The organism is Ruegeria pomeroyi DSS-3 (genome assembly GCF_000011965.2).
In the GTDB taxonomy this organism is placed as follows: domain Bacteria; phylum Pseudomonadota; class Alphaproteobacteria; order Rhodobacterales; family Rhodobacteraceae; genus Ruegeria_B; species Ruegeria_B pomeroyi.
Genome location: NC_003911.12, coordinates 3,050,264 through 3,076,947 on the forward strand (window position 1 = coordinate 3,050,264; position 26,684 = coordinate 3,076,947).

Here is a 26,684-nt window from a genome sequence, read left to right on the forward strand (position 1 = left end):
CAAAAAGCGCCCACGCGGCGCTTTTCGCCTTTTCCTTGCGGCTGGGGGCGATATGGTGCACCCCGACAAGATTGGCCCGCCCCGATCGGCGCGGGAAGGCGATAAGGACGATTGGTATGGCTGACGGAACGATCCCGATGAACGCAAAACCCACCGAGGAGATTTCCGTCCGCGAAGTCTTTGGCATCGACACGCCCATGCTGGTCAAGGGCTTTGCCGAGCGCAGCGACCGGGTGCCCGAAATCGACCAGACCTACAAGTTCGATCCCGACACCACGCTGGCGATTCTGGCCGGGTTCAGCCACAACCGCCGTGTCATGGTGCAGGGCTATCACGGCACCGGAAAATCGACCCATATCGAACAGGTCGCCGCGCGGTTGAACTGGCCCTGCGTGCGCGTCAACCTGGACAGCCATATCAGCCGGATCGACCTGATCGGCAAGGACGCCATCAAGCTGCGCGACGGCAAACAGGTGACCGAGTTCCACGAGGGCATCCTGCCCTGGGCGCTGCGCAACCCCGTTGCCATCGTGTTCGACGAATACGATGCGGGCCGCGCCGACGTGATGTTCGTGATCCAGCGGGTGCTGGAACATGACGGCAAGCTGACCCTGCTGGACCAGAACGAGATCATCACGCCGAACCCCTGTTTCCGCCTGTTCGCCACCGCCAACACGGTGGGTCTGGGCGACACCACTGGCCTCTATCACGGCACCCAGCAGATCAACCAGGCCCAGATGGACCGCTGGTCGCTGGTGGCGACGCTGAACTATCTCAGCCATGACGCCGAGACGATGATCGTGCTGTCCAAGGCGCCCCATTACAACACCGAGAAGGGCCGCAAGCAGGTCAGCCAGATGGTGACCGTGGCCGACCTGACCCGGACTGCGTTCATGAACGGGGATCTTTCGACCGTGATGTCGCCCCGGACCGTGATCAACTGGGCGCAGAATGCCGAGATCTTCCGTGATGTGGGCTATGCCTTCCGGCTGACCTTCCTCAACAAATGCGACGAGCTGGAGCGCCAGACGGTGGCCGAGTTCTATCAGCGCTGCTTCGACGAGGAACTGCCCGAAAGCGCGGCCAGCACGAGCCTGGGGTGATCCGGGCGGCACTGGTCGCGGCGGTGGTCCTGGGCGGCTGCACGCCCTTGCCACCAACGGCGGTGGCCTACGTACCAACCCGGGCAAACGCGGTCTGCGCGATCACCGAGGTTGTTGATGGCGACACGCTGCGCCTGTCCTGTACCGAAGGGCGCGGCGGCACCGTCCGGCTGGTGGGCTTTGACACGCCCGAAACCTACCGCCCCGGCTGCGCCGCCGAAAAGGCGCGCGGCGAGATGGCCAAACGGTTTCTGGAGGCGCACTTGCGGCAAGCCCGGGTGATCCGGCCGGATTACCAGGGCAAGGACAAGTACAAGCGGCTGTTGGTGCGGTTTGAGGTGGATGGCACTAATCTGGCCAAGACCATGGTCGATGCCAGACTGGCCGTACCCTATGCGGGCGGCAAACGGATTGACTGGTGCAGGAAACTGGCCGCCTGAGGCCCCTCCTCCAGCCCTGCCGGGCTGTCCTCGGGAGGGAGAGGACAGACAGCAATGCCTCTGGCCATCCATTTGGGTTGGCCCTAGGCTGACAGAGACGAAGAAGGCGAACCGAGAGCCATGAGCAAACCGACCGACAACCCCGCCGATCCGTTCAAGAAGGCGCTGGCCGAGGCGACCAAGGTGATGGCCGACGACCCGGACCTGTCGGTCAGCTATACGGTCGATCCCTCGGGCGTCAGCGGCGATGCGATGCGCCTGCCCCAGGTCAGCCGCCGGATGACCCGCGACGAGGTGTTGCTGGCGCGGGGCACGGCGGATGCGCTGGCGCTCTATCGGCGCTATCACGACGACGCGACCCACAGCCGCTATGCCCCGCCGGGCGACATGGCGCGCGACCTCTACGAGGCGATGGAGACCGCCCGATGCGAGGCGATGGGCGCCCGCGACATGCCCGGCACCGCATCGAACATCGACGTCAAGATCACGCATGAGGCGCTGCGGCGCGGCTATGACCAGTGCAAGCAGCCTTCGGAGGCACCGCTGCCGGTGGCTGCGGGCTATCTGGTGCGCCACCTGGCCACCGGGCGCGACCTGCCCGCGGCGGCCGCCAATGTGATGAACCTGTGGCGCGGCTTCATTGAGGAACAGGCCGGCGGCACGCTCGAGAACCTGAGCGATATCCTGTCCAATCAGGCCGAATTCGCCAAATTTGCCCGCCAGGTGATCAAGGACCTCGGCTATGGCGACCAACTGGGCGACGACCCGGACGAGATGGACGAGGATCAGGAGGATCAGGCCGAGGACGACGCCGACGAGCAGCCCGATCCCGACAGCACCGGCCAGGATGATCAGGACGATCAGGACGCCGACGCCGATCCCGAGCAGAGCCAGGAACAGCAGCAGGACGAAAGCCAGGCCCAGGTCTCGATGGACGAACTGGCCGACGAGGAGCTGGCCGAAGAGACAGAGATGCCCGATGGCGAGGCGCCGCTGGAACCGCCGCCGCCGCCGCCCGCCTCCGAGGCCGATCCGAACTACAAGGTCTATCTGGATACCCATGACGAGGAGATCGCCGCCGAGGAGCTGGCCGAACCCGCCGAGCTGGAACGGCTGCGCGCCTATCTCGATCAGCAGCTCGAGCCGCTGAAAGGCGCGGTGAGCCGCCTTGCCAACAAGCTGCAACGCCGCCTTCAGGCGCAGCAGAACCGCAGCTGGGAATTCGACCGCGAAGAAGGCATTCTGGACGCCGGACGGCTGGCGCGGGTTGTCGCCAACCCGACCACGCCGCTGTCGTTCAAGGTGGAGAAGGATACCGAATTCCGCGACACGGTGGTGACGCTGCTGCTCGACAACTCGGGCTCGATGCGGGGCCGCCCGATCTCGATCGCGGCGATCTGCGCCGATGTGCTGGCGCGCACCCTGGAGCGCTGCAACGTCAAGGTCGAGATTCTGGGCTTTACCACCCGCGCCTGGAAGGGCGGGCTGGCGCGCGAGGCCTGGTTGAACGAGGGTCGCCCGCAGCAGCCCGGCCGCCTGAACGACCTGCGCCACATCATCTACAAGGCCGCCGACGCGCCGATGCGGCGCACACGGCAGAACCTGGGCCTGATGATGAAAGAGGGGCTCTTGAAGGAAAACATCGACGGCGAGGCGCTGGAATGGGCGCATCGCCGGATGCTGGGGCGCCGCGAGCAGCGCAAGATCCTGATGGTGATCTCGGACGGGGCGCCGGTGGACGATTCCACGCTCAGTGTGAACCCCGCCAATTATCTGGAAAAACACCTGCGTGACGTGATCGCCATGGTCGAACGGCGCAAGCAGGTGGAACTGCTGGCCATCGGCATCGGCCATGACGTGACCCGCTATTACCAGCGCGCGGTTACGATTACCGATGTCGAGCAGCTGGCGGGCGCCATGACCGAACAACTGGCCGCCCTGTTCGACAGCGACCCGCGCGCGCGGGCACGGGTGATGGGGATGAAACGCGCCAGCTGACCCCCGGCGGTGGCGTGTGCCGCTATTGCGGGCGCCTCCGGCGGGAGTATTTGTGACCAGAAAGAAGCAGGGGGATTAGCCCCTTCATTCCGCGAGAATACCCCAGAGGCGCCTGACGACTGGCGCTGCCGGTGGGCTTGCGTGCGCTGGGTCCAACTGTGGACAATCCGGTCACTCTTCCAGCATCTCCTTGAAGGGTTTGTATTCGGCACCGTAGCAATGAGACAAAAGACCGGTCACGTTGCGCGTTCGCAGCACGGTCTTGCCATCACTGCTGAGCGTGACCTCCCAATAGTCGCGGCCGATATAGGTGCCTCGGGCATTGCGGGCATCCGATGTGGCGCAGAGCCTGATGGTTTCACCATCCTTGATCAGCCGCGAGACCCGCGCCTGTCCGGGATTTGCCGGGTTCGCCAGTTTCTCGCTGATCGCATCGGCAGCGTTGCGGCGGGCGGTTTCGGGTGTCGGCGGTTCCTCTTCCTGCGCGGCCAGCGGCAGGGCGAGGCACATAGAGACGAAAAGGGCGGCAAGACGGATCATGGCCGCATGATAGGCCAAGTCGCGTGCTTCTCAAGAGCGTCGCGCAGGTGCTGGACATTTCCGGCCCCACGCCGCACCTTTCGCGCCGAAACATGAAGGAGGCCGCAGCATGTATCAGTCGTTCGAGGTGACCGCCCGCCCGGAACAGGGGCCGCCGCGGCTGGAGCAGCTGCGCGCGCAGATGCGGGCCGAGGGGTTGAGCGGCTTTCTGGTGCCGCGCGCGGACGCCCATCAGGGCGAATATGTCGCCGCCCATGACGAGCGGCTGGCCTGGCTGACCGGTTTCACCGGCTCGGCCGGGTTCTGCGCGGTGCTCATGGATGTGGCGGGCGTGTTCATCGACGGTCGCTATCGCACCCAGGTCAAGGCGCAGGTTGCCGATGTCTATACGCCCGTCCCCTGGCCCGATGTGACCCTGACCGCCTGGCTAAAGGAGCAATTGCCACAGGGCGGGCGCGTTGGGTTCGATCCCTGGCTGCATGCGGCCGGGCAGATCCGCACTGCCACGGGTGAGTTGAAGGGCAGCGGGATCGAGCTGGTGCCTTGCGACAATCTGGTGGACCGGATCTGGCAGGACCAGCCACCGCCGCCGATGGAAGCCGTCAAGGCGCATCCAATGGAGTTCGCAGGTGAAAGCGCCCCTGACAAGGCCGCCCGGCTGGCCGAGGACCTGCGCAAGGCGGGGCAACAGGCTGCGGTGATCACTCTGCCCGATTCCATCATGTGGCTCTTGAACATTCGCGGCGCGGATATTCCGCGCAACCCGGTGGCGCATGGCTTTGCCATTCTGCACGCTGACGGGCGGGTCGATCTGTTCATGGCAGCGCAGAAGCTGACCGGGCTGGGCGACCATCTGGACGCAAGCGTGACGCAGCACGAACCCGATGGGTTCCTCGACGCGGTGGCGGCCTTGACTGGGCCGGTTCGGGTGGACCTGAACACGCTGCCCCAGATCGTTGCCGACCGGCTGGGCGACCGGATGAGCGACGGGGGCGATCCCTGCGCCCTGCCGAAAGCCCGCAAGAACGCCGCCGAGATCGCGGGCGCCGCCGAGGCGCATCTGCGCGACGGGGCGGCGATGGTGGAACTCTTGGCCTGGCTCGACGCGCAGGCGCCGGGCAGCCTGACCGAAACCCAGGTGGTCACCCGGCTGGAACAGTGCCGCCGTCGTGACAACGGCCTGCAGGAGATCAGCTTCGAGACCATCTCGGGCACCGGCCCAAATGGCGCGATCATGCATTACCGCGTCACCGAAGAGACCGACAGCCGTCTGGAGAACGGGCATCTCTTGGTGCTGGACAGCGGCGGTCAGTATCTGGACGGCACCACCGACGTCACCCGCACCATCGCCATTGGCGCGGTGGGGGACGAGGAAAAGGCCTGTTTCACCCGGGTGCTGAAGGGCATGATCGCCATGTCGATGCTGCGCTGGCCGGTGGGGTTGGCGGGGCGCGACATCGAATGCGTTGCGCGCCTGCCGCTGTGGCTGGCCGGGCAGGATTTCAACCATGGTGTCGGCCATGGAGTCGGCGCCTATCTCAGCGTTCACGAGGGGCCGCAGCGGCTGGCCCGCACCAGCCATGTGCCGCTGGAACCGGGCATGATCCTGTCCAACGAACCGGGATACTATCGCGAAGGCGCATTCGGCATCCGGATCGAAAACCTGGTGGTGGTGCAAGAGGCCGCCCCCCTGCCCGGCGGCGACGGCGAACGCGCGATGCTGGATTGGCGCACGCTGACCTATGTGCCGATCGACCGGCGGCTGATCGTCGCGGATATGCTGACGGCAGAGGAACGGCGCTGGCTGAACGCCTATCATGCCGACGTTGCGGCAAAGATCGGCCCACGACTGGGCGCCGAGACGCGGATGTGGTTGGATGCCGCAACCGCGCCTCTTTGACACGCGGCTGTTACACCGGCGGGGAACACTTGCCGCCGGAACGAAGAATTCGACATACGAGACATGGGGAAGGAACGGAAAACATGAGCGATCACATCACCATCCGCAAGGCGCCGGGCAAATGGAGCGTCCGCTCGGGCGGCGCCATCCTGGGCGAAAGCAGCGACGCGCTGGAGCTGAGCGAGGGCGATCTGCCGCCGGTGATCTATTTCCCGCGCGCCGATATCGCCATGGCCTTCCTGGACCGCAGCGACAAGACCACCCATTGCCCGCACAAGGGTGACGCCAGCTATTATTCAATCGTCAACCGCTCGTCGGTGACCAAGGATGCGGTCTGGAGCTATGAGGACCCGCTGCCCGCGATGGAGCGGATCAAGGGCTATCTGGCCTTTGTACTGAGCGACAGCGTCAAGGTGGAACAGATCTGAACGAATGGAAACGCCGTGCAGGAACATTCTCCTGCACGGCGTCATGCGTTTTTGAGGTGTAGTCCCCTTAGCCCGCCTGGCGTTCGAGCCCCTGCGGAACCACCTCATAGCCTGGCTCTTCGGGCTCGTCGTCCACCATCTCGGGCGGGAAGCCCGGCGCGGTGATGTCAAGCCCGGTCGCCTCTTCCAGACGGCGGATGATGTCGTCGGACTGGGCCCGCATGCCATAGCGGGCGATCCCGTCCTCGAAAATGCTGATCATGAGCGGCGAGATTTCCAGCGGCACTCCGGTGCGCTCGGCAATCGACTGGAACAGGCCGATATCCTTTTTCACCAGGTCCATGGTAAAGTTGATGTCGCGGCTGCCGTTCAGAATCACCTGGCTTTCGGTCTCGTGCACGAAAGAGGTGCCCGAGCTGATCTTGATTGCCTCGTAAGTGGTGTTCAGATCCATGCCAGCGGCCTTCATCGTCACCAGCGCCTCGCAGCAGGTCAGCAGGTTGGCGGTGGCCAGATAGTTGGTCATCACCTTCAGCACCGAGGCGCTGCCCAGCGGGCCGGTATGCAGGATCCGCCGCCCCATCACGGTCAGGAAGGGCAGGATGCGCTCGAACGTGGCCCGGTCGCAGCCCGCGAAGATCGAGATATTGCCGGTATCGGCCCGGTGACAGCCGCCCGAGACCGGACAGTCGACAGCGGCACCGCCGCGCGCAATCACCTGTTCGCCCAGCCGCTTGACCTCGGCTTCGTCGGTGGTGGACATTTCCATCCAGATCTTGCCGGGTCCGACCTCGGGCAGCATCTCCGCCATCACCGCGGCACTGGCCGCCGGCGAGGGCAGACAGGTGATCACCGCGTCGCAATCGCGCATCATCTGCGCAGGCCCTTCGGCCGCCTTGGCGCCGCGCGAGACGAAACCCGCCACCAGATCGGGGTTGAGATCATGCACCGTCAGATCGATGCCATTGCGCAGAAGCGAGCCCGAGAGCTTGCCGCCCACATTGCCCAATCCGATAAAGCCTACTTTCATTCCATCCTCCCTTGCCGGACCTGCCGGAACCTGTGTTCGCGCGCAGTATGAAAGCTGGATTTAACCAAGAGAAACGAATAAAAACTATCAAGATGCCATGGATTTTTTGGTGATATATGTCAAACCAGCGCAACCGACAAAATTTCCCCGGAAATTTTGCCCCAGAAAATTTGAATTTTCTGGCCCCCGCCCAGGTCAACGGCCCGGAGCCTTGCTGAGATGGCCCGCCTGCCCAACCCGGTCTGGCTGCGGACGTTCGAAGCCGCCGCGCGCCATCTGAACTTCACCGAGGCCGCGCGCGAGCTGGGGCTGACCCAGACCGCCGTATCGCTGCATATCCGCTCGCTCGAGGCGGAACTGGGCGAGCCGCTGTTCACCCGTGCCGCGCGGCGGCTGGGCCTGACCGAGCTGGGGCGGAGCTATGCGCTCTCCGTGCGCCAGGCGCTGGCGGATGTGGCGCTGTCGACCTCCAGCCTGTTCGGCCCGGCCCGGCGCGGCATCCTGCGGCTGCGCGCGCCAATCTCCTCGGCCGCCTACTGGCTTGCCGCCACCCTGCCGGATTTTGCCGCCGACCATCCCGGCATTCCGGTGCGGCTGGTCTCGAACATCTGGGATGATGGCCCGGCAGCGGGCGGCGTGGATGTGGATATCCGGCTGGGGCGCGGCGACTGGGCGGGGTTGGTGACCGAAAAGCTCTGCGACGAGACCATTGTGCCGGTGATCCGGGCCGGGGCGCCGGAGCAGCCCCTCCCGGCGCTGCAGGCGCATCAGCTGATCCACATCCTCGGATACGAGGACAACTGGCCGCGCTGGTTCGCGGCGCAGGGCCTGCCCGCCCCGACCGGTGGCAGCCTCTATTCGGTCGATACCACCGTCGCGGCGCTGCAGCTGGTGATGGCGGGCGCCGGGCTGGCGATCGTGCTGACGCGCTTTGCCCAGGGCGCCATCGCCCAGGGCGCACCCCTGCGGCTCGCGGGTCCCCCGATTCCCTTTTCCCAGGCCCATTACCTGGTCCGCCCCGAACGTGCCGCCCCGCCCGGTGCTCCGGCGCAGCTCTATCTCGACTGGCTGCGCGCGCGGCTGGCAGCGGATGCCGCTGGGTGAACGTCAGAGGTCGCTTTTCCCCTCCCCCTCGGGGTGCACCGCCAAGCGCGCTTGACAAGGCCCCCGCCCATGCCGCATGTCCGCCCTGTTGGTGTCCGGGCAACCGGATGAAAAGGGAATGCGCCAGCGGTTCCGGGACATGATCCCGGGCAGCCGTCAAGCGCAGCCGCCCCCGCGACCGTGACCGGAGAGGGTGCCCAAGCCACTGGCCAAATGGCCGGGAAGGCGGGACATCCGCCAGAGCAGCGCTCTGACATCCGCAAGCCGGGAGACCTGCCAGCACCCGAACTGCAACCGGACGGGGTGTTTCCGGTGACGGGTCACGGTCCATAGGGGCCGGCCCGCGCATACCCCGTCCCCCATGATTGGACCCTGGGGGGATGAGAGAGATGAGCGAACACGCTCCGGTCGAGCTGTTGGTCTGCACCACCTGCCGCCGCGGATTGCCGGTCGAGGACGATGCCCAGCGCCCGGGCGCCCTGCTGCACCGCGCGCTGAGCGCGGCGGAGCTGCCCGAAGGGGTCATCCTGAAACCGGTCGAATGCCTGTCCAATTGCGATCAGGGCTGTTCCATTGTGTTGCGTGGTGGCCCGGCGCGCTGGACCTTCGTTTACGAAAACCTCAACGAAGCCGATGACGTGGCCACCATCGTCGAAGGCGTCACCAAGTATCACGCTACCGCTGACGGGCTGGTCCCCTGGCGCGAGCGTCCCGTCCATTTCCGCAAGAACTGCGCCGCGCGCATCCCCCCGATCGGAGCCTGAGCCATGAGCACCCTTGAAAAACTTCCCGTTACCGTGATCACCGGCTTTCTCGGCGCGGGCAAGACCACGCTGATCCGCCACCTGATGCAGAACCCGCAGGGCAAGCGGCTGGCCGTCGTGGTCAACGAATTCGGCGATGTGGGCGTCGATGGCGAGATCCTGAAAAGCTGCGCCATCCCGGAATGCCCGGCGGAAAACATCATGGAACTGGCCAATGGCTGCATCTGCTGCACCGTGGCCGATGATTTCATCCCTACCATCGAGGCGCTGATGGCGCTGGAGCCGCGCCCCGATCACATCCTGATCGAGACCTCGGGTCTTGCGTTGCCGAAACCGCTGCTCAAGGCGTTCGACTGGCCCGATATCCGCTCGAAGATCACTGTGGATGGTGTGATCGCGCTGGCCGATGCCGAGGCGGTGGCGGCGGGCCGCTTCGCGCCCAATGTGGCCGCGGTGGATGCTCAGCGTCTGGCGGATGACTCGATTGACCATGAAACGCCCCTGTCCGAGGTGTTCGAGGATCAGATCAGCTGCGCCGATATCATCCTGCTGACCAAGCCCGATCTGGCCGGCCCCGAGGGCGTGGCCCGCGCGCGCGAGGTGATCGCGGCCGAGGCGCCCCGCCCGCTGCCGGTGGTCGAAGTGGCCGAGGGCGCGGTGGATGTGCGTGTCATCCTGGGCCTTGGCGCCGCTGCGGAGGACGACATGGACGCGCGCCCCAGCCATCACGACGGCCATGACGACCACGAGCATGACGATTTCGAAAGCATCGTGGTGGAACTGCCCGAACAGTCCGACCCGGCCGAACTGGTCGCGCGGATCGAGCGGCTGGCCAACGAGCTGAACATCCTGCGGGTCAAGGGCTATGCCGCTGTTGCGGGCAAGCCCATGCGCCTGCTGGTGCAGGCGGTGGGCGCGCGGGTGCGTCACCAGTATGACCGCCCGTGGCAGCCGGGCGAGGAGCGCCGCTCGCGCATGGTGGTGATCGCCGAGCATCACGATATCGACCCGGCCGCGATCAATGCCATCCTGACCGGCGTTTCCGAGCCTGCGGAGTAAGCGCGCGCCATGCATGTCGTTTTCCGCGAAAGCCACGGGCTGGAAGAGACCGAGACCCCGACCGACCTGGGCCAGAGCCCGGCGGATCTGGTGGTGTTGTCGTTCTCGGACAGTGACCTGGGTGCTTTTGCGGCGGGCTGGCATCGCGGTGGCGGGGCGGTGGGCAAACTGCCCACCCTACGCCTGGCCAATCTGACGGCGCTGAAGCATCCGCTGTCGGTCGATACCTATGTCGACAATACCCTGTCGGGGGCCAAGGGCATCCTGATCCGGCTGATCGGCGGCGTGCCCTATTGGGCCTATGGGCTGCAACAGGTGCTGGCGCTGGCGCAACAAAAGGGGTTGGCGCTGGCGGTTCTGCCGGCGGATGGGCGCGAGGATACGCGGCTTGACGCCTATTCAACCCTGCCCGTCTCGACCCTTCGGCGGCTGCAACATCTCTGCGACACCGGCGGCGAGGTGGCGGCGCAGGCCGCGCTGGCGCAGATGGCGCTGGCGACCGGGCTTTATGCCGGGCCGGTGATCGGGTCCAAGATACTGCCCGAATGCGGCTTCTGGTGCCCCGAGCGCGGCGTGATCGCGCCCGAGACCGTGTTCGAGGGCAACGCCCCGCGCATTCTGGTGACCTTCTACCGCGCCTATCTGACTTCGGCCGACACGGCCTCGGTCGCGGCGCTGATCCGGGCCTTTCGCGCGCGCGGATTTCAGGCGATGGGCATGTTCGCGCCCTCGCTGAAGGCGCCCGCCGCTGCCGACTGGATCGCCGGGCAGATGCCGGGGCTGGCCCCGGCGGCCATCGTCAATGCCACCTCGTTTTCCGGCAAGGGCGCCAATGGCGCCTCGCCGCTCGACGCCGCTGGCGTGCCAGTGTTCCAGGTGGCGCTGGCCACCTCGCGCCGCAAGGCCTGGGCCGAGGCCGAACGCGGGCTATCGCCCGCCGATCTGGCCATGCATGTGGTGCTGCCCGAGGTCGACGGGCGCATCGACGCCGGGCTGATCTCGTTCAAGGAGCCGGGCAAGCGCGACCCGGCGCTGGAGTATTCCCGTTTCGCGCACCGGCCTGAACCCGACCGGATCGAGGCGGTGGTGAACCGGGTGTCGGGCTGGCTGCGGCTGGCGGCCAAACCCGTCGCTGAACGGGTGCTGGCGCTGGTTCTGTCCACCTATCCCGGCAAGGACTGGCAGATGGCCCATGCGGTTGGTCTGGACGCGCTTGCCTCGGCCGAGGCGATCCTGTGCGATTTGCAGGATGAGGGGTATGACATCGCATCCGGGCAGCCGATTACGGAAGAGCTGCAAACTGTGTCGATTTCGTGGCCAATCACGGAATACCGCAAAGCTTTGGCCAGCATTTCGCCACAATTGCACCAGGATTTGCAAAGCGCTTGGGGTGACCCCGAGAGTGATCCGGCATTTTCGCAAGGCAATTTGCAGTTTCGCGCGATCCGGCGCGGCAAGGCGCTAGTCGCCCTGCAACCGGAGCGGGGCACGCCCGAGGCGCGCGATGATGACTATCACGATCTCTCCCGCACCCCGCGCCACGGCTATGTCGCCTTCTACCTCTGGCTGCGGCAGGCGCTGGGGGCCGATGCGCTGATCCATATCGGCGCCCATGGCACGCTGGAATGGCTGCCGGGCAAGGCCGTGGCGCTGTCGGGGCAATGCTGGCCCGAGGTTCTGATTGGCGATCTGCCGGTAATCTACCCCTTTATCGTCAACGATCCGGGCGAGGCCGCGCAGGCCAAGCGCCGCATCGGCGCGGTGACGCTGGGCCATATCCCACCGGCCCTGCGCGTCAGCGGCACGCCGGACCGGATGGTGCAGCTCGAGGCGCTGCTTGACGAGTTTTCCAATGCCGACGGGCTGGACCCCAAGCGCCGCGACCGCTTGCAGGGCGATATCCGAGCCGAGGCGCAGGCGCTGGGACTGGAGGATGATCTGGGCCTTGATCGCGCCACCTCGACCGCCGAAGCGATCACCCGCATCGACCGCTTTGTCTGTGACGTGAAAGAAAGCCAGTATGGCGACGGGCTGCATGTCTATGGGCGTGTGCCCGAGGTGACCGGCCCGTTCGATCCCACCCCTTCGGCGCAGGGCGAGGCGCGCGCGCTGCTGGACGCGCTGGCGGGCAAGCGGATTGCGGCGGGGCCATCCGGCTCGCCCTATCGGGGGCGCAGCGATGTGCTGCCCACGGGGCGCAACCTTTATACCACCGATCCGCGTTCCGTGCCGACCCGCGCGGCCTATGCGCAGGGCGTGAAACTGGCCGAAGAACTGGTGCGCCGGCATTTGCAGGAAGAGGGCGATTACCCCAAGGGGCTGATTGTCGATCTCTGGGGCTCGGCCACCATGCGCACGGCGGGCGAGGAATTCGCTATGGCGCTGCATCTGTTGGGCGTGAAACCGGTGTGGGATCAGGGCTCGGAACGGGTTTCGGGGATCGAGGTGCTGCCGATCACCGATCTGGACCGGCCACGCCTCGATGTGACCTTGCGTGTTTCGGGCCTGTTCCGCGATGTGTTCCCGACGCTTTCGGCGCTGTTCGGTCAGGCGGTGCGCGCGCTCAGCGCGCGTGACGAGGCGCCCGACTGGAACCCCTATGCCGGGCACGCGCCCGCCGCGCGGGTCTATGGCCCGGCGCCGGGCAGCTACGGGCTGGGCATGGGGCACCTGCCCGAGACCTATACCGACGAGGCCCGCCAGCAGGCGGGCGAGGCCTGGCTGGCCGCCAGTTCCTTTGCGCTGGAAGGCGAGAACATCGCCCGCGACGCCGAAGGCATCCGCGCCCGGGTCGCCAATGCTGACGGGTTTGTGCATTTGCAGGATCTGGCCGAGACCGATCTGCTGCTGGCGGCTGACTATGCCACGCATGAGGCAGGCTTTGCCGCCGCCAAGCGGGTGACTGGGGGCGAGGCGCAGCTCTATCACCTCGACAACACCAATCCCGATACCCCGCGCGCCCGAACCCTGCCCGAGGAAATTGCCCGCGTGGTACGCGCCCGCGCCGCCCATCCCGGTTGGATCGCGGGGATGATGCGGCACGGGTTCCGGGGCGCGGCCGAGATCGCGGCAACGCTCGACCACATGGCCTCGTTCGCGCATCTGGCCGACAGCGTGGCGCCGCATCTGTTTGACCTCTACCACGATGCCACTTTGGGCGACGCGAAGGTTGCGGCCTTTCTGCAAGAGGCCAACCCGCAAGCCTATCAGGCCATGCTGGACCGGTTCCGCGCTCTGTACGAGGCGGGTCTGTGGCAGACCCGGCGCAACTCGATCCGGGCCGATCTGGAGGGGTTGTCATGAACACGCCCATCGTCCAGGGCTGGTGCCCCGGCGCACATCGCCCGATGATGTCGGGCGACGGGCTGGTGGTGCGGGTGCGCCCGCGTCTGGCCCGGTTGAGCGCGACGCAGGCGCTGGGTCTTTGCGCCCTGGCGGAGCGATTCGGCAATGGCACCATCGACCTGACCAACCGAGCCAACCTGCAACTGCGCGGGGTGGCAGAGGCGGATCATCAGCCGCTCTTGGCGGAACTGGCGGCGCTCGATCTCTTGGACGGTGAACCGGGGATCGAGGTGCGGCGCAATATCCTATTCTCGCCGCTCTATCGTGACGGTGACATGGCCGACCGGCTGGGATGCGAATTGACTGCGCGGCTGGGCGAATTGCCCGCGCTGCCCGCAAAGTTCGGCTTTGCCATCGACACCGGGGCGGGTCGTCTGCTGAACGCGGATTCGGCGGATATCCGGCTGGAACGGAGCCCGGACGGCCTGATCCTGCGCGCCGATGGCATGGCCACAGGGCGCGAAGTGACCGAGGGCGAGGCAATCGACCGCCTGATCGAACTGGCGCGCTGGTTTGCCGACCGATTTGACCCAGACACCCGCCGCATGGCGCGGCTGGTGCAGGCCGTGCCCTTGCCCGCGATTTGGCAGGGTGCGGAACCGGTGCCGGTTGGTGAACCCTTGACCCCCGGTGAGACAGCCCTTGGCCCGCTTTATGGCGCGGCTTTTGGTCAACTGCCCGAACCGGCGCTGGCTGCGCTGCTGCGCGACAGCGGCGCAGTCGCTTTGCGGGTTACCCCCTGGCGGTTGATCCTGCTGGAAGGCGCGCAGGCCATCCCTGCCCCCGATTTCGTCACCCGAGCGGGCGATCCGCTGTTGACCACCGATGCCTGCCCCGGCGCGCCCTTTTGCCCGCAGGCCCAGGCCGAAACCCGCGACTTGGCGCGCACCCTGGCCGGGCGCGTGAGCGGCAGCCTGCACGTCTCTGGCTGTGCCAAGGGCTGCGCTCGTATGCGTCCCGCCGATATCACGCTTGTCGGGAATGGTGGGCGATTTGACCTTGTAAAACAGGGCCGCGCGGGGGATGAGCCCTGCCAGCGCGGACTGACACCCGAAACACTGAAGACGATGGACCTGACCTGATGCCCTATGAATACGAAACCGATGGCGCGGCGATCTACAAACAGTCCTTTGCCACCATCCGGGCCGAGGCCGATCTGGCCCGTTTCGACGCGGACGAGGAGCAGGTCGCGGTCCGCATGATCCATGCCGCCGGCATGGTCGGGCTGGAAGAGTTCGTTCATTTCTCGCCCGGCTTCGTCACCGCCGCGCGGGATGCTCTGGAGGCGGGCGCGCCGATCCTGTGCGATGCGCGCATGGTGAGCGAGGGCGTGACCCGGTTCCGCCTGCCCGCCGATAACACGGTGATCTGTACCCTGCATGACGAGCGCGTGCGCCCGCTGGCCGCCGAGATGGGCAACACCCGCTCGGCCGCCGCGCTGGAACTGTGGCGCCCGCATCTGGCAGGCGCCGTGGTGGCGATCGGTAATGCGCCCACCGCCCTGTTCCACCTGCTGAACATGCTGGAAGACCCCGATTGCCCGCGCCCCGCCGCGATCATCGGCTGCCCGGTGGGCTTTGTCGGCGCGGTCGAGTCGAAAGACGCCCTGTGGGAGGCACAGCCGGTGCCCTGCTGCATCGTCAAGGGCCGCCTGGGCGGCAGCGCCATCACCGTTGCGGCGATCAACGCCATCGCGAGCCGCGCCGAATGAGCGCGGGCACAATATACGGGCTGGGCCTTGGCCCCGGCGACCCCGACCTGATGAGCGTCAAGGCCGACCGGCTGTTGCGCGGCGCCCGCCATGTGGCCTATTTCCGCAAACCCGGCCGCAGTGGCCAGGCCCGCAAGATCGTCAATGGCATGCTCTCCGAGGGCGCGGTCGAGTTTCCGATGGAATACCCGGTCACCACCGAGATCCCGGTCACCGATCCGCGTTACAACCAGCTGCTGTCCGAGTTCTACGAGGCTGCCGCCGCCCATCTGCGCACGCTGGCCGACGCCGGCGAGGATGTGGTGGTTCTGTGCGAGGGCGACCCGTTCTTCTACGGCTCGTTCATGCATCTTTATACCCGCCTGCGCGATCTGGTCCCGGTCGAGGTGATCCCCGCCATCACCGGCATGTCCGGCGCCTGGACCGCCACCGGCACCCCGATCACCTGGGGCGACGATGTGCTGACCGTGCTGCCCGGCACCCTGCCCGAGGATGTGCTGGCCGCCCGCATGGCCGAAACCGACGCGCTGGTGGTGATGAAGCTCGGTCGCAACCTCGACAAGGTGGTGCGCGCGCTCAAGACCGCCGGCCTGTTCGAACGCGCCTGGATCGTCGAATACGCGCAGATGGCCAATCAGCAGGTCTCACGCCTGTCCGAGAAATGCAGCGGCGTGACCCCCTATTTCTCGATCATCATCGTACATGGTCAGGGGCGGCGGCCATGAGCGGCTGGCTGCGGATCGTCGGCCTTGGCCCGGGCTCGGAGGCGCTGGTCACCCCCGAGGTGACGGCCGTGCTGGAAGAGGCCACCGATGTGGTGGGCTATATCCCCTACGTCGCGCGGGTGGCCGAGCGGCCCGGCCTGACGCTGCATGCCAGCGACAACCGGGTCGAGATCGACCGCTCGCGCCACGCGCTGGAGCTGGCCGCCGACGGGCACCGGGTGGTCGTGGTCTCGTCGGGCGATCCCGGCGTGTTCGCCATGGCCTCGGCAGTATTTGAAGCGGTGGAAGCTGGGCCGCGCGCATGGCGCGATCTGGACATTCAGGTGCTGCCGGGGATCACCGCCATGCTGGCTGCCGCTGCACGGGCGGGCGCGCCGCTGGGCCATGATTTCTGCTGCATCAATCTGAGCGACAACCTGAAGCCCTGGCCGCTGATCGAACGCCGGTTGCGGCTGGCCGCACAGGCGGATTTCGCGATGGCGTTCTATAATCCACGCTCGAAATCTCGGCCCGAAGGGTTTGAAAAGACACTGCAAATCCTGCGCGAGGAATGTGAACCCGAGCGGTTGATCCTGTTTGCCCGCGCGGTCTCGCGCCCTGACGAGGCCTTGCGCATCGCGCAGCTGGCAGAGGCGACACCCGAGATGGCCGATATGCAGACCGTGGTCCTGGTCGGTTCCTCCCGCACCCGTGTCATCGAAAGAGACGGTACCCCAATCGTTTACACGCCGAGGTTCACGCCGGAATGACGCAGCCAGCGCAGCACATCGGTGGGGGTGGCAAGCTCGGTCCGGGGCGGCAGAACGGGACGGTCGATCATCAGCACCGGCAGGCCCAGGTCGCGCGCCGCGTCCAGCTTGGCCCGCGCCCCGGTGCCGCCGGCGTTCTTGCTGACCACAAGCTGCGTTTTATGCTTTTGCATCAGGGCCTTGTCCCCCTCTTTTGTGAACGGACCCCGCGACACCACGACCTGCGCCTTGGGCAAGGGCAGCGGATCGCTGGGCGCATCCACAAGGCGCAAGAGATAGTCGTGCTGCGGCTGGGCGGCGAACGCCTCCAGATGCATTCGGCCCACCGCGAGAAACACGCGCTGCGGAACGCCCTCCAGCGCGGCAACAGCGGCGGCGATATCGCGGACTCGGCGCCAATTGTCCCCGGCACCGGGCTGCCAGGCGGGCCGCGTCAGCGCGGCCAGCGGCGTGCCGGTCTGTGTGCAGGCCGCACAGGCATTGACGCTCATCTGCGCGGCGAAAGGGTGCGTTGCATCAACAAGATGCGTGACATTGTTCGTGTGGATAAATTCCGCCAGACCCGCCGCACCGCCAAAGCCGCCGACACGCACCGGGATCGGCTGGTCACGCGGCGCCTCGACCCGACCCGCATAGGAATAGGTGGCGCGCAGCCCGGTTTCGGCCACGGCGCGCGCCAATGCGTTAGCTTCGGTGGTACCGCCCAGGATCAGGAGGTGGGACATGTCTGATGCTCCGTGGCTGAGCGTGATCGGCATGGGCGAGGATGGACTGGATGGCCTGCCGCCCGCAAGCCGTCAAGCCCTGGACGCGGCCGAGGTGATCATGGCGCCGCCCCGGCACCTGTCGCTGCTGCCCGAGGGGCCGCAGGAGCGCATCGCATGGCCGGTCCCGTATTCCGACGGCTTGGAGATTCTCTCCGGGCTGCGCGGGCGCCACGTGGCAGTGCTCGCCTCGGGCGATCCGTTCTGGTTTGGCGCGGGTTCGGTCATTGCCCGCCATTTTGATGCGGGCGAATGGCGCGCGTTGCCCGGAGTCTCGACCTTTTCGCTGGCAGCGGCGCGGCTGGGCTGGCCGCTGGAGAAGACCCTCACCCTGGGTCTGCATGCCGCACCGCTGACCCGGCTGCGGCCCTATCTGGCATCCGGCCTGCGCGCGCTGATCTTGCTGCGCGACGGTGCGGCGGTATCCGAACTGTCGCGCTACTTGGATCAGACCGGCTTTGCCGCCACCCGCCTGCATGTGATGGAGGCGCTGGGGGGCCCGCGCGAGCGCCTGCAAACCCTGTCGCTGGCCGAGGCGCAAGCGGGCGATTTCGCCCACCCCGTCTGTGTCGGGGTCGAAGTGGCGGGCGAAGGTCGGGCGATTCCCAAGGCAAGCGGCAGGCCCGACGCGATCTTCGAGACCGACGGGCAGATCACCAAGCGCCCGGTGCGGGCGCTGACGCTTTCGGCGCTGGCGCCGCAGCGGGGCGAGCACCTGTGGGACATCGGCGGCGGCACCGGCTCGATCGGGATCGAATGGTTGATGAGCGATTCGACGCTGCGCGCCACCACCGTCGAACCCCGCGCCGACCGCGCCGCGCGCATCCGCGCCAATGCCGACGCCCTGGGGCAAGACCACCTGCGCGTGGTCGAGGGCAGCGCGCCCGAGGTTCTGGGCAGTCTTGCGCGGCCCGATGCGGTGTTCATCGGCGGCGGTCTCAGCACGGCGCTGCTGGAATGGCTTTTTGCCGAACTGCCCGCCGGCACCCGGCTTGTCGCCAATGCGGTGACGCTGGAAAGCGAGGCGTTGCTGGCCCTCTGGCAGGCCGACAAGGGCGGCGAGCTGCTGCGGATCGAACTGGCGCAATCTGCCCCGCTGGGGCCGCGCCGGGGCTGGAAATCGGCCTATCCGGTGGTGCAGTGGAGCGTGACGCTATGATCGTCGCGGGACTGGGCTTTACCACCACGGCAGAGGCGACCAGCCTGCGCGCGGCCTATGACAAGGCCGCCGCCGGGCAGGCGGTGGCCGCGCTCGCCACCGTCGCCGACAAAGCCGGGCACCCGGCGCTGGAGGCGCTGGCCGCCGATTTGGCGCTGCCGTTACACCTGATCCCGGCCGCCGAACTTGCCGGGCAACGCACCCTCACCTGCTCACCGCAAAGCCGCGCCAGCTATGGCACCGGCAGCGTGGCCGAGGCCGCGGCGCTGGTCGCCGCCGGACCGGGCGCGCGGCTGATCACCCCCAGACAGATATCGGACGACCGGCGCGCCACCTGCGCCCTCGCCATCGGAGACAAGACATGACCGTTCATTTCATCGGCGCCGGACCCGGCGCTGCCGACCTGCTCACCCTGCGTGGCCGCGACATCATCGCCTCCTGCCCGGTCTGCCTTTATGCCGGGTCGCTGGTGCCCGAGGAGATCCTGAGCCATTGCCCCGAGGGGGCTAAGATCGTCAACACCGCGCCGATGGACCTGGATCAGATCATGGCCGAGATCGAGGCCGCGCATGAGGCAGGGCAAGATGTGGCGCGGCTGCATTCGGGCGACCTGTCGGTCTGGTCGGCCATGGGCGAGCAGATCCGGCGGCTGAAACAGATGGGGATCCCGGTCAGCGTGACGCCCGGCGTGCCGTCGTTTGCCGCCGCCGCCGCCGCGCTGGGCACCGAGCTGACCCTGCCCGGACTGGGGCAATCGGTGGTGCTGACCCGCACGCCGGGGCGGGCCTCGTCCATGCCCGAGGGCGAGAGCCTAGAGAATTTTGCCCGCACTGGTGCCACGCTGGCCATTCACCTGTCGATCGGCAATCTGGACAAGGTGATCGCCGATCTGGTGCCGCATTACGGCGCCGACTGCCCCGTCGCGGTGGTCTATCGCGCCAGCTGGCCGGACGAGCGCATCATCCGCGCCACGCTGGAAACTTTGAAAGACGCGCTGGACGAGGATATCTCTCGCACCGCGCTGATCCTGGTCGGTCCGGTGCTGAAAGGCGAGGGTTTCGACGAAAGCTGCCTTTATTCCCGGGAATACGACCGCCGTTACCGGCCGCAAAGCGCCGACAGCCCGTGGTCGAGCTGGAGCCATGGCGATGACTAACCCCCCCGGCCTGATGATCTCGGCCCCGGCCTCGGGAACCGGCAAGACCACGGTCATGCTGGGGCTGTTGCGCGCGCTGGCGGAGGACGGGCTGACCGTGCAGCCCTTCAAGAGCGGGCCCGACTATATCGACCCGGCCTTTCATTTGGCGGCGGCGGGGCGGGCCTCGTTCAACCTCGACAGCTGGGCGATGGGCGAGCGGCTGCTGGGTGCCGTTGCCGCGCAGGCAGCGGGCGCCGATATCGTGGTGGCCGAAGGGTCGATGGGCCTGTTCGACGGCGTCGCCAAGCCGGGTGAAACCGGCCACGGGTCAAGCGCCGAGACCGCGCTGCGCATGGGCTGGCCGGTGGTGCTGGTGCTGGATGTGGGCGGACAGGCGCAATCGGCGGCGGCGACCGCGCTGGGGTTCCGGATGTACAATCCCGACCTGCCCTTTGCCGGGGTGATCCTGAACCGTTGCGCCAGCCCCCGGCACGAACGGTTGACCCGGCTGGGGATGGAGCGCGCGGGCCTGCCGGTGCTGGGCGTACTGCCCCGGCGTGGCGACCTGACCCTGCCCGAGCGGCATCTGGGCCTCATTCAGGCAGTGGAGCATCCCGATCTGGAGGCGGCCATCGCGGGCTATGCCGCATTCCTGCGCGAGCATGTGGATCTGGGCGCGATCCGCGCTGCCGCCTCTTCAAGCCCTGTCGGGCTTTCCTCGGCACCGCTGCCGCCGCCCCCCGCCCAGCGCATCGCGCTGGCGCGGGATGCGGCGTTTTCCTTCACCTATCCGCATCTGCTGGAAGGCTGGCGCGCGGGCGGTGCCGAGATCCTGCCGTTTTCGCCGCTGGCCGACGAGGCGCCCGCGCCGGATGCCGATCTGGTCTGGCTGCCCGGCGGCTATCCCGAACTGCATGCCGGGCGCCTTGCGGCGGCAGAGACCTTTCTGAGCGGGTTGCGCAAACATGCCCAGACCCGGCCGGTGCATGGCGAATGCGGCGGCTACATGGCGCTTGGCGAAGCGCTGGTCGACAAGGACGGCAGCCGCCACCGGATGGCGGGGCTTCTGGGCCTCGTCACCTCGTATGAAAAGCGTAAGTTTAACCTGGGCTATCGCCGGGCCGAACTGCTGGCGCCCCTGCCCGGTTACGGCACCGGCGCCACCCTGCGCGGGCACGAGTTCCACTATTCCTCGATCCTGGAACAGCCCGACGCGCCGCTGGCGCGCGTGTTCGATGCCGAGGGCGTCGAGGGGCCGCAGACCGGATCGCGGCGCGGAAATGTCACCGGCACCTTCTTTCACCTGATCGCAGAGGCGGGATCATGAGCGGCTTTGTCTCTTTTGTCGGCTCGGGGCCGGGCGACCCGGAGCTGTTGACGCTGAAGGCGGTGGACCGGCTGGGCAAGGCCGATGCGGTGCTGTTCGACGATCTGTCGAGCGGTCCGATCCTGGCCCATGCCCGCCCCGACGCCGATCTGGTGGGGGTGGGCAAACGGGCGGGCCGCCCCTCGCCCAAACAGGACCATGTAAGCCGCCTGCTGGTGGACTATGCCCAGACCGGCGCGCATGTCGTGCGGCTGAAATCCGGCGATGGCGGCCTGTTCGGCCGGCTGGAGGAGGAACTGGTCGCCCTGCGCGCGGCCGGGATCGGCTACGAGATCATTCCCGGCATCCCCTCGGCTGTGGCTGCGGCGGCGGCAGCGGGTATCCCGCTGACCCGCAGGCTGACCGCGCGGCGGGTGCAATTTGTCACCGGACATGACATCAGCGGCAAACTGCCCCCCGACCTGAACCTGCCCGCGCTGGCCGATCCGCAGGCCACAACGGTCGTGTTCATGGGCAAGCGCACCTTTCCGCTGCTGCTGGATGCGCTCGAGGCGCATGGCCTGCCGCGCTCGACACCCGCGCTGATGGCCGAAAGTGTCTCGACCCCCGAACAGCGCCTGACCCGCGCCACCATGGGCGAACTGGCCGAGCGGCTGGCAGAGGAGGTCGGCACCGCGCCCGCCCTGATCCTGTATGGCCCGCTGGCGGAGTTTAGCGATGACTGAGCTGCTCTTGATCGGGATCGGCACCGGCAATCCCGACCACATCACCCGCGAAGGCATCGCCGCCATTCGCGCCGCCGATCTGATCCTGATCCCGCGCAAGGGGGCGGGCAAATCCGATCTGGCCGGGCTGCGCGAGCGCATCATCGCCGAGGCCACCGACACGCCGCCACAGATCGCCTATTTCGACATCCCCGCGCGCCGGGCCGAGGATGGGTATCTGAAGGGCGTCGACGACTGGCACGATGCCATCGCCCTGCGCTGGCAGGCGGCGATCGAGGAATACCCCGCCGCGGCGCGGGTGGCGCTGCTGATCTGGGGCGACCCGTCGCTCTATGACAGTTCGCTGCGAATCGCGGCGCGGCTCGACCCGCAGCCAAAGGTGCGGGTGATTCCCGGCATCACGGCGCTGCAGGCGCTGACGGCGGCGCATGGCATTCCGGTCAACGAGTTGGGTGCGCCGTTTCTGGTCACCACCGGGCGGCGCCTGCGCGACGAGGGCTGGCCCCCTGCCACCGACACCGCCTCCGTGATGCTGGACGGCGAATGCTCGTTCCAGGCGCTGGAGATGGCCGATTATCACATCTGGTGGGGCGCCTATGTGGGCATGGAGGAACAGATTCTGGTGGCCGGGCCGCTTGACAGGGTCGCAAGCCGGATCATCGAAACCCGCGCCCGCGCCCGCGCCGATCACGGCTGGATCATGGATATCTATCTTCTGAAAAAGCGCGGAAACTGACCGGAAAGGTCGCAAATGGCGATTGCACCGGGCGGGCGTTCGCGGCTAAATGAAGGGGTCTGGTCCTGCCGGAGCAATCCGGATGCTAAGAGGGAATTTGGTGCGACCGCCCGTCGGTTCAGGCCAAAGCCGCCCCCGCGACTGTAAGCGGTGAGCCTCTGTTCAACCAGCCACTCCCGGGTTCGCCCCCGGGGGGAAGGCGAACAGAGGCACTGACCCGCGAGCCAGGAGACCTGCCAGACAGGCACTGTAACACCGGCCGTCGGGTGCGGCGGCAAGGAGGAAATGACATGACGACCAAAACTCTCAAGGTATCGGCCACCGGTTCCGCAATCCTGCCGGCCCTGTTCGCCGTGATCCTGGGCCTGGGCATCGTGACCCTGGCGGGCCATGTGCAGGCATCCGCGCTGCATGACGCCGCTCACGACGTGCGCCACGCAACCGGCTTTCCCTGCCACTGAACCATGTTCAGTCGCATTCTGACCAGCGCGTTGTTCGCTGGCGCTGCAGCAGGGCTGATTGCCGCCCTGCTGCAGTTTCTGTTCGTGCAGCCCGTGTTGCTGCATGCCGAGCTGTATGAAACCGGCGAACTGGTGCATTTCGGCGCCGAGGCGGTAAGCGCCCAGCCCGACCTGCCCGGTATGTTCGCCGATCCGATGCGCGATGCGCTCACGGTCGTTTTTGCGATGCTCACCTATACCGGCTATGCGGTGGTGATGGTCGCCCTGATGTCGGTGGCCGAGGGGATGGGCCATGCCATCACCGCCCGCGCGGGTCTGCTTTGGGGTCTGGCCGGGTTCATCACCTTTCACTTCGCGCCCGGCCTGAGCCTCGCGCCCGAGGTGCCCGGTGTGTCCTATACCGACATCACCGCCCGCCAGATCTGGTGGACAGCAACCGTGGCCGCGGCGGGTATAGCCATGTGGCTGATCGCCTTTGGCGGCAACCTGATGGCCTATGGGGCCGCCGCGCTGCTGCTGATCGCACCGCATCTGATCGGCGCGCCAGAACCCGAGAGCTTTGCCGGCCCTGTCCCCACCGAGCTGGGCGCGCTGTTCGCCGCCCGCGCCTTTGGTGTCGGGATGGCGGCCTGGGTGCTGCTGGGCGGTTTCGCTGGGCATTTCTGGCAGACCGAGGGCAAGCGCGCCAACGCGCACGCCTGATCCGTCAACTCATATGCCCCGCCGGACCCGTCCGGCGGGGTTTTCCTTTGCTAGGAGACTGATATGTCCCGCTCTCTCGCTCTGTTCGCCATCGGCCTGGTCTTTGGCGGTGGCGCCGGTTTTGTCACGGCTGCGGCTTATGGCGTCACCTTTGACGGGCACGACCATGGCGACGCGGCCCAGCATGGCGCCCATGACGCGGCCCAAGCCGGTCACGACCACGCAGAGGCCACCCATCTGCCCGCCGGTCCGGACGCGCCCGGTGTCTCGCTGGCGCTGACCCGCGATGCCATGTCAGGCTGGAACCTGCGTGTGAGCCCGCAGAACTTCCGCTTTGCCCCCGAAAACGCCTCGGCCATGGATCATCCGGGCGAAGGTCACGCCCATGTCTATGTGAACGGGGTGAAACTGGCCCGGCTTTACGGCGAATGGCTGCATATCCCCGATCTGCCCAAGGGTCCGGTCGAGGTGAAGGTCTCGCTGAATGCCAACAGCCACAGCCCGCTGATGGTCGATGGGACCCCGGTCGAGGCCTCGCTCATCGTTCAGGTGGAATAGGCCGGGATCCGGGCCAGCAGGCACTGGCGCAACCGTCCACAGGGACGGGCATCGGCAATCCAGCCGCCGGGGCTGTCCAGATAGACACGGCAGGTGGCGGCGATGTCGTCGGCATCCGCCACCACGTCGAGATCCGAGAACACATAGCTGGCCCGCCCCACCCCCTGAAGGGCCAGCGCCACCGGGGTGGCGCAGGCCCCGAAACAGGCATGCTCCACCAGCTCCACCCGCCCGTTCAGCCCGGCGCGCGCCAGCGCCTCGGTCACGGCGGCCCGCTCGGCGGCGAGATCACGGTCCCGGTCGCCCAGACAGCTGGAGCAAAGGGAAAGGCGCATGTCGCTCATGGTGACTCCTTGATGGGTGCCGCAGATGTGGCGCATCGGGCGCGCCGGGGCAAGCTTATCGCGTCATTTGCGCGGCCTCGGCGCGAAGCGCATCCAGCACCCCGGCAACCGAAGGCGACAGGCTGGCGGATTTGCGCATCGACACGCCCACCGGTCCGATCGGGATCGGCACCGGCCAGTCGACCCGCGCCAGCGCCCCCGCGCTGATATCGTGGCGCGGCACATGCGCGGGCATCACGGCCAGCATGTCCGACCCCACCAGAAGGCCCCGATTGGCCAGGTACGACACCGATTCCACCGCATAGGGCGGTGCGCCACCGCCCAGATCGACAAAGACCTGATCCAGCTGGCGGCGCAGCGTGGTTTCCGCCGGTGGCAGGATCCAGGGGTACCCCATCAGATCGGTCAGCGCGGGTGCGGCGTGGCGATGCACCGGATGGCCGGTGCGGGCGACACAGATCACCTCTTCGTCAAACAGCCGCTCCTGCATGATCTCGGCCCGGTGCCGGTGCATCGGCAAGCGCCCGACCACCAGATCGACATCGCCCGAGCGCAGCGCCGGCATCAGCACCTCGTTGGTGCCCTCGACCAGTTTCACCACCAGCCCCGGCTTGTCGGTCAGAAGCCGGGTCAGCACGCGGGGCAGGAACTCGGCCGAGGCGGCCAGCAGCGTACCCACCACCACGCGCCCGCCATTGCCTTCGTTCAGATCGTCAAGCTCCTGGGCCGCATGGGAAATCTGCGCCAGGATCAGCTTGCCATGCCGGATCAGGGCCGCCCCGAACACGGTGGGCACCATGCCGCGATTGGTCCGGTCGAACAGCTGCACGTCGAAATCCAGTTCCAGATCCTTGATCAGCTTGGTGGCGGCGGGCTGGGACATGTTCAGCGCCTGCGCCGCGTGCAGGATCGAATGCCGCTCGCCCACGGCGACCAGCAGGCGCAGCTGTTTCAGCTTGAGCCGGGTCAACACGCGCTCGACGATGCGGATCTGGGTGCGGTTCATGGGTTTTGCGATATCACGAAGCGTGGCTATCGGTCAAAACGATGGCCGGATCGCCGCGCCGCGCTGCCGCAGCGCCGCCAGCAGGCTGAGCGCGGTCAGCGCCGAGGAGCGCGGATTGCCCGGCAGCGGCAACCCCTCGATCTGAAACCGGAACCGGCCAAAGGCGCCCTCCGCCGCGATCTCGTGAATATTGGCAGCGGCGCCCGGATCAGCGATCAACTCGGCCCGGGTGGCATCCAGCCCAGCCCCGGCCAGCGCCACGGCGGCGGCCACGTTGGCATTCTTGGGATAGGCCTGCGCCGCCGCGCGCGCGGTGCCGGTGAAATGGGTGACAGGGCCGGTAAGTGCCTTCAGATCCAGCACCTTTTCGGCGCGACTGCCGCGCCAGCCCTGCGGCGGCTTGCGCCCGGTATAGGTCACCTGCAAGCCCGTCCCCATCGCCGCCGCCGCCAGCGCATCCAGCGCCCCGATCGCGCCCGACGCTAGGCACAGCCTTGTCCCACCAGCGCGGGCGGCATCCTCCAGCTCGGCACAGAACACCGCGTCGGCCAGCGCACCGACCGAGACGGTCAGCACCTCGACCCCCGCACCCAGCGCCGTCAGCCCATGGGCGCGCAGGCCGGAATGCCCTGCGCAATCGACCAGCAGATCGGGCCGCTGGGGCAGGCCCTCCAAGGCCTGCGCCACCGACACACCCAGCGCCGCGCGCGCGGCATCATCCCGCCCGGGCCGGCAAAGCGCCCCGGTCAGCTGCACGCCGACAGGCAGATGCGCCGCCACATGGGCGGCAATGGGTCCATGCCCGATCAGTGCTATCCTCACCCTGTCCCCCTCTGGCCAACTGCCCCATAGTTTCCACATATCAGCC

At 67.3% G+C, this 26,684-nt stretch carries 28 protein-coding genes and 2 riboswitches; of the genes, 22 read left to right on the forward strand and 6 right to left on the reverse strand.

All coding sequences use genetic code 11. The features are described 5' to 3' along the window. The first annotated feature begins 116 nt into the window (after positions 1-116). From cobS to cobT, 3 genes are all read left to right on the forward strand, one after another. Positions 117-1,103 carry a cobaltochelatase subunit CobS gene (gene cobS / locus SPO_RS14485; RefSeq protein WP_030003239.1) on the forward strand — a complete coding sequence of 329 codons (987 nt, stop codon included), beginning with the start codon at positions 117-119 and terminating at the stop codon, positions 1,101-1,103. Next, entirely contained in the window at positions 1,100-1,543 is a 444-nt protein-coding gene (locus tag SPO_RS22280) for a thermonuclease family protein (protein ID WP_011048554.1), read from the forward strand. The genes cobS and SPO_RS22280 overlap by 4 nt, the downstream gene beginning before the upstream one ends. A 120-nt stretch (positions 1,544-1,663) precedes the next feature. Further along, positions 1,664-3,541: a cobaltochelatase subunit CobT gene (cobT, locus tag SPO_RS14495; RefSeq protein ID WP_011048555.1), complete on the forward strand. Its 1,878-nt coding sequence runs from the start codon at positions 1,664-1,666 to the stop codon at positions 3,539-3,541. A 171-nt stretch (positions 3,542-3,712) separates the two neighbouring features. Here the strand turns inward: cobT and SPO_RS14500 are convergent, their stop codons facing one another. Then, a complete protein-coding gene (locus SPO_RS14500; RefSeq protein ID WP_144084016.1) occupies positions 3,713-4,081 on the reverse strand; it encodes a hypothetical protein in 369 nt (122 codons plus the stop codon). A 109-nt stretch (positions 4,082-4,190) separates the two neighbouring features. Here SPO_RS14500 and SPO_RS14505 point away from each other — a divergent pair, with 109 nt between their 5' ends. Next, positions 4,191-5,981, forward strand: coding sequence for an aminopeptidase P family protein (locus SPO_RS14505; protein WP_011048557.1), 1,791 nt, complete (start codon positions 4,191-4,193; stop codon positions 5,979-5,981). An 83-nt stretch (positions 5,982-6,064) separates the two neighbouring features. Beyond that, positions 6,065-6,409 carry a DUF427 domain-containing protein gene (locus tag SPO_RS14510; RefSeq protein ID WP_011048558.1) on the forward strand — a complete coding sequence of 115 codons (345 nt, stop codon included), beginning with the start codon at positions 6,065-6,067 and terminating at the stop codon, positions 6,407-6,409. Between the two features lie 67 nt (positions 6,410-6,476). On the opposite strand, the gene SPO_RS14515 is transcribed toward SPO_RS14510, so the two are convergent. Further along, on the reverse strand, positions 6,477-7,439 hold the full coding sequence (locus SPO_RS14515) for an NAD(P)-dependent oxidoreductase (RefSeq protein WP_011048559.1): 963 nt from the start codon (positions 7,437-7,439) through the stop codon (positions 6,477-6,479). Positions 7,440-7,658: 219 nt separating this feature from the next. Between SPO_RS14515 and SPO_RS14520 the strand changes: the two genes are divergently transcribed. The 8 genes from SPO_RS14520 (at position 7,659) to cobJ (ending at position 16,896) form a co-directional block, all read left to right on the forward strand. Further along, positions 7,659-8,543, forward strand: coding sequence for a LysR substrate-binding domain-containing protein (locus SPO_RS14520; RefSeq protein ID WP_011048560.1), 885 nt, complete (start codon positions 7,659-7,661; stop codon positions 8,541-8,543). Between the two features lie 72 nt (positions 8,544-8,615). Further along, positions 8,616-8,838, forward strand: a riboswitch (cobalamin riboswitch). Positions 8,839-8,932: 94 nt separating this feature from the next. Next, on the forward strand, positions 8,933-9,307 hold the full coding sequence (locus SPO_RS14525) for a DUF1636 family protein (RefSeq protein ID WP_044028577.1): 375 nt from the start codon (positions 8,933-8,935) through the stop codon (positions 9,305-9,307). 3 nt (positions 9,308-9,310) lie between these two features. Further along, entirely contained in the window at positions 9,311-10,366 is a 1,056-nt protein-coding gene (cobW, locus tag SPO_RS14530) for a cobalamin biosynthesis protein CobW (protein WP_011048562.1), read from the forward strand. 9 nt (positions 10,367-10,375) lie between these two features. Then, entirely contained in the window at positions 10,376-13,669 is a 3,294-nt protein-coding gene (cobN, locus tag SPO_RS14535) for a cobaltochelatase subunit CobN (RefSeq protein ID WP_011048563.1), read from the forward strand. Beyond that, positions 13,666-14,793: a precorrin-3B synthase gene (locus SPO_RS14540; RefSeq protein ID WP_011048564.1), complete on the forward strand. Its 1,128-nt coding sequence runs from the start codon at positions 13,666-13,668 to the stop codon at positions 14,791-14,793. Before cobN ends, SPO_RS14540 begins: the two co-directional genes overlap by 4 nt. Continuing rightward, a complete protein-coding gene (locus tag SPO_RS14545; protein ID WP_011048565.1) occupies positions 14,793-15,422 on the forward strand; it encodes a precorrin-8X methylmutase in 630 nt (209 codons plus the stop codon). The genes SPO_RS14540 and SPO_RS14545 overlap by 1 nt, the downstream gene beginning before the upstream one ends. Continuing rightward, positions 15,419-16,147: a precorrin-2 C(20)-methyltransferase gene (locus tag SPO_RS14550; protein WP_011048566.1), complete on the forward strand. Its 729-nt coding sequence runs from the start codon at positions 15,419-15,421 to the stop codon at positions 16,145-16,147. The genes SPO_RS14545 and SPO_RS14550 overlap by 4 nt, the downstream gene beginning before the upstream one ends. Then, complete coding sequence (cobJ, locus tag SPO_RS14555; RefSeq protein ID WP_011048567.1) at positions 16,144-16,896, forward strand: precorrin-3B C(17)-methyltransferase; 753 nt, start codon at positions 16,144-16,146, stop codon at positions 16,894-16,896. Before SPO_RS14550 ends, cobJ begins: the two co-directional genes overlap by 4 nt. On the opposite strand, the gene SPO_RS14560 is transcribed toward cobJ, so the two are convergent. Beyond that, positions 16,869-17,621, reverse strand: coding sequence for a cobalt-precorrin-6A reductase (locus tag SPO_RS14560; RefSeq protein WP_011048568.1), 753 nt, complete (start codon positions 17,619-17,621; stop codon positions 16,869-16,871). The genes cobJ and SPO_RS14560 overlap by 28 nt on opposite strands. Here SPO_RS14560 and SPO_RS14565 point away from each other — a divergent pair. The 9 genes from SPO_RS14565 to SPO_RS14600 all read left to right on the forward strand — a co-directional run bounded on the left by SPO_RS14565 (position 17,620) and on the right by SPO_RS14600 (position 24,466). Continuing rightward, entirely contained in the window at positions 17,620-18,819 is a 1,200-nt protein-coding gene (locus tag SPO_RS14565; protein WP_011048569.1) for a bifunctional cobalt-precorrin-7 (C(5))-methyltransferase/cobalt-precorrin-6B (C(15))-methyltransferase, read from the forward strand. The two genes, SPO_RS14560 and SPO_RS14565, sit on opposite strands and share 2 nt — an antisense overlap. Next, on the forward strand, positions 18,816-19,184 hold the full coding sequence (locus SPO_RS14570; RefSeq protein ID WP_011048570.1) for a cobalamin biosynthesis protein: 369 nt from the start codon (positions 18,816-18,818) through the stop codon (positions 19,182-19,184). The genes SPO_RS14565 and SPO_RS14570 overlap by 4 nt, the downstream gene beginning before the upstream one ends. Further along, positions 19,181-19,975, forward strand: a complete 795-nt coding sequence (cobM, locus tag SPO_RS14575; RefSeq protein WP_011048571.1) for a precorrin-4 C(11)-methyltransferase — start codon at positions 19,181-19,183, stop codon at positions 19,973-19,975. Before SPO_RS14570 ends, cobM begins: the two co-directional genes overlap by 4 nt. Further along, on the forward strand, positions 19,962-21,284 hold the full coding sequence (locus SPO_RS14580; RefSeq protein WP_084791005.1) for a cobyrinate a,c-diamide synthase: 1,323 nt from the start codon (positions 19,962-19,964) through the stop codon (positions 21,282-21,284). Before cobM ends, SPO_RS14580 begins: the two co-directional genes overlap by 14 nt. Further along, entirely contained in the window at positions 21,281-22,009 is a 729-nt protein-coding gene (gene cobA, locus SPO_RS14585) for a uroporphyrinogen-III C-methyltransferase (RefSeq protein WP_011048573.1), read from the forward strand. The genes SPO_RS14580 and cobA overlap by 4 nt, the downstream gene beginning before the upstream one ends. Then, complete coding sequence (gene cobF, locus SPO_RS14590) at positions 22,002-22,745, forward strand: precorrin-6A synthase (deacetylating) (RefSeq protein WP_011048574.1); 744 nt, start codon at positions 22,002-22,004, stop codon at positions 22,743-22,745. The genes cobA and cobF overlap by 8 nt, the downstream gene beginning before the upstream one ends. A 43-nt stretch (positions 22,746-22,788) precedes the next feature. Next, positions 22,789-23,000, forward strand: a riboswitch (cobalamin riboswitch). A 35-nt stretch (positions 23,001-23,035) separates the two neighbouring features. Then, on the forward strand, positions 23,036-23,206 hold the full coding sequence (locus SPO_RS22595; protein WP_084791007.1) for a CbtB domain-containing protein: 171 nt from the start codon (positions 23,036-23,038) through the stop codon (positions 23,204-23,206). A 3-nt stretch (positions 23,207-23,209) separates the two neighbouring features. Further along, on the forward strand, positions 23,210-23,908 hold the full coding sequence (locus SPO_RS14595) for a CbtA family protein (protein WP_011048576.1): 699 nt from the start codon (positions 23,210-23,212) through the stop codon (positions 23,906-23,908). Between the two features lie 63 nt (positions 23,909-23,971). After that, the gene (locus SPO_RS14600) at positions 23,972-24,466 is read left to right on the forward strand and encodes a hypothetical protein (RefSeq protein WP_011048577.1); all 495 of its coding nucleotides are present in this window, start codon (positions 23,972-23,974) and stop codon (positions 24,464-24,466) included. Here SPO_RS14600 and SPO_RS14605 read toward each other — a convergent pair. Genes SPO_RS14605 through SPO_RS14615 form a run of 3 tightly spaced genes read right to left on the reverse strand, consistent with a single transcriptional unit; the run spans position 24,454 to position 26,677 of the window. Further along, entirely contained in the window at positions 24,454-24,810 is a 357-nt protein-coding gene (locus tag SPO_RS14605; RefSeq protein ID WP_044029311.1) for a DUF1636 family protein, read from the reverse strand. The two genes, SPO_RS14600 and SPO_RS14605, sit on opposite strands and share 13 nt — an antisense overlap. Positions 24,811-24,865: 55 nt before the next feature. Next, positions 24,866-25,816 (reverse strand): LysR substrate-binding domain-containing protein, encoded by a 951-nt coding sequence (locus tag SPO_RS14610; RefSeq protein WP_044028580.1) that lies wholly within the window; start codon positions 25,814-25,816, stop codon positions 24,866-24,868. A 33-nt stretch (positions 25,817-25,849) separates the two neighbouring features. Further along, positions 25,850-26,677, reverse strand: coding sequence for an aspartate dehydrogenase (locus SPO_RS14615; RefSeq protein WP_011048580.1), 828 nt, complete (start codon positions 26,675-26,677; stop codon positions 25,850-25,852). Between the last annotated feature and the right edge of the window lie 7 nt (positions 26,678-26,684).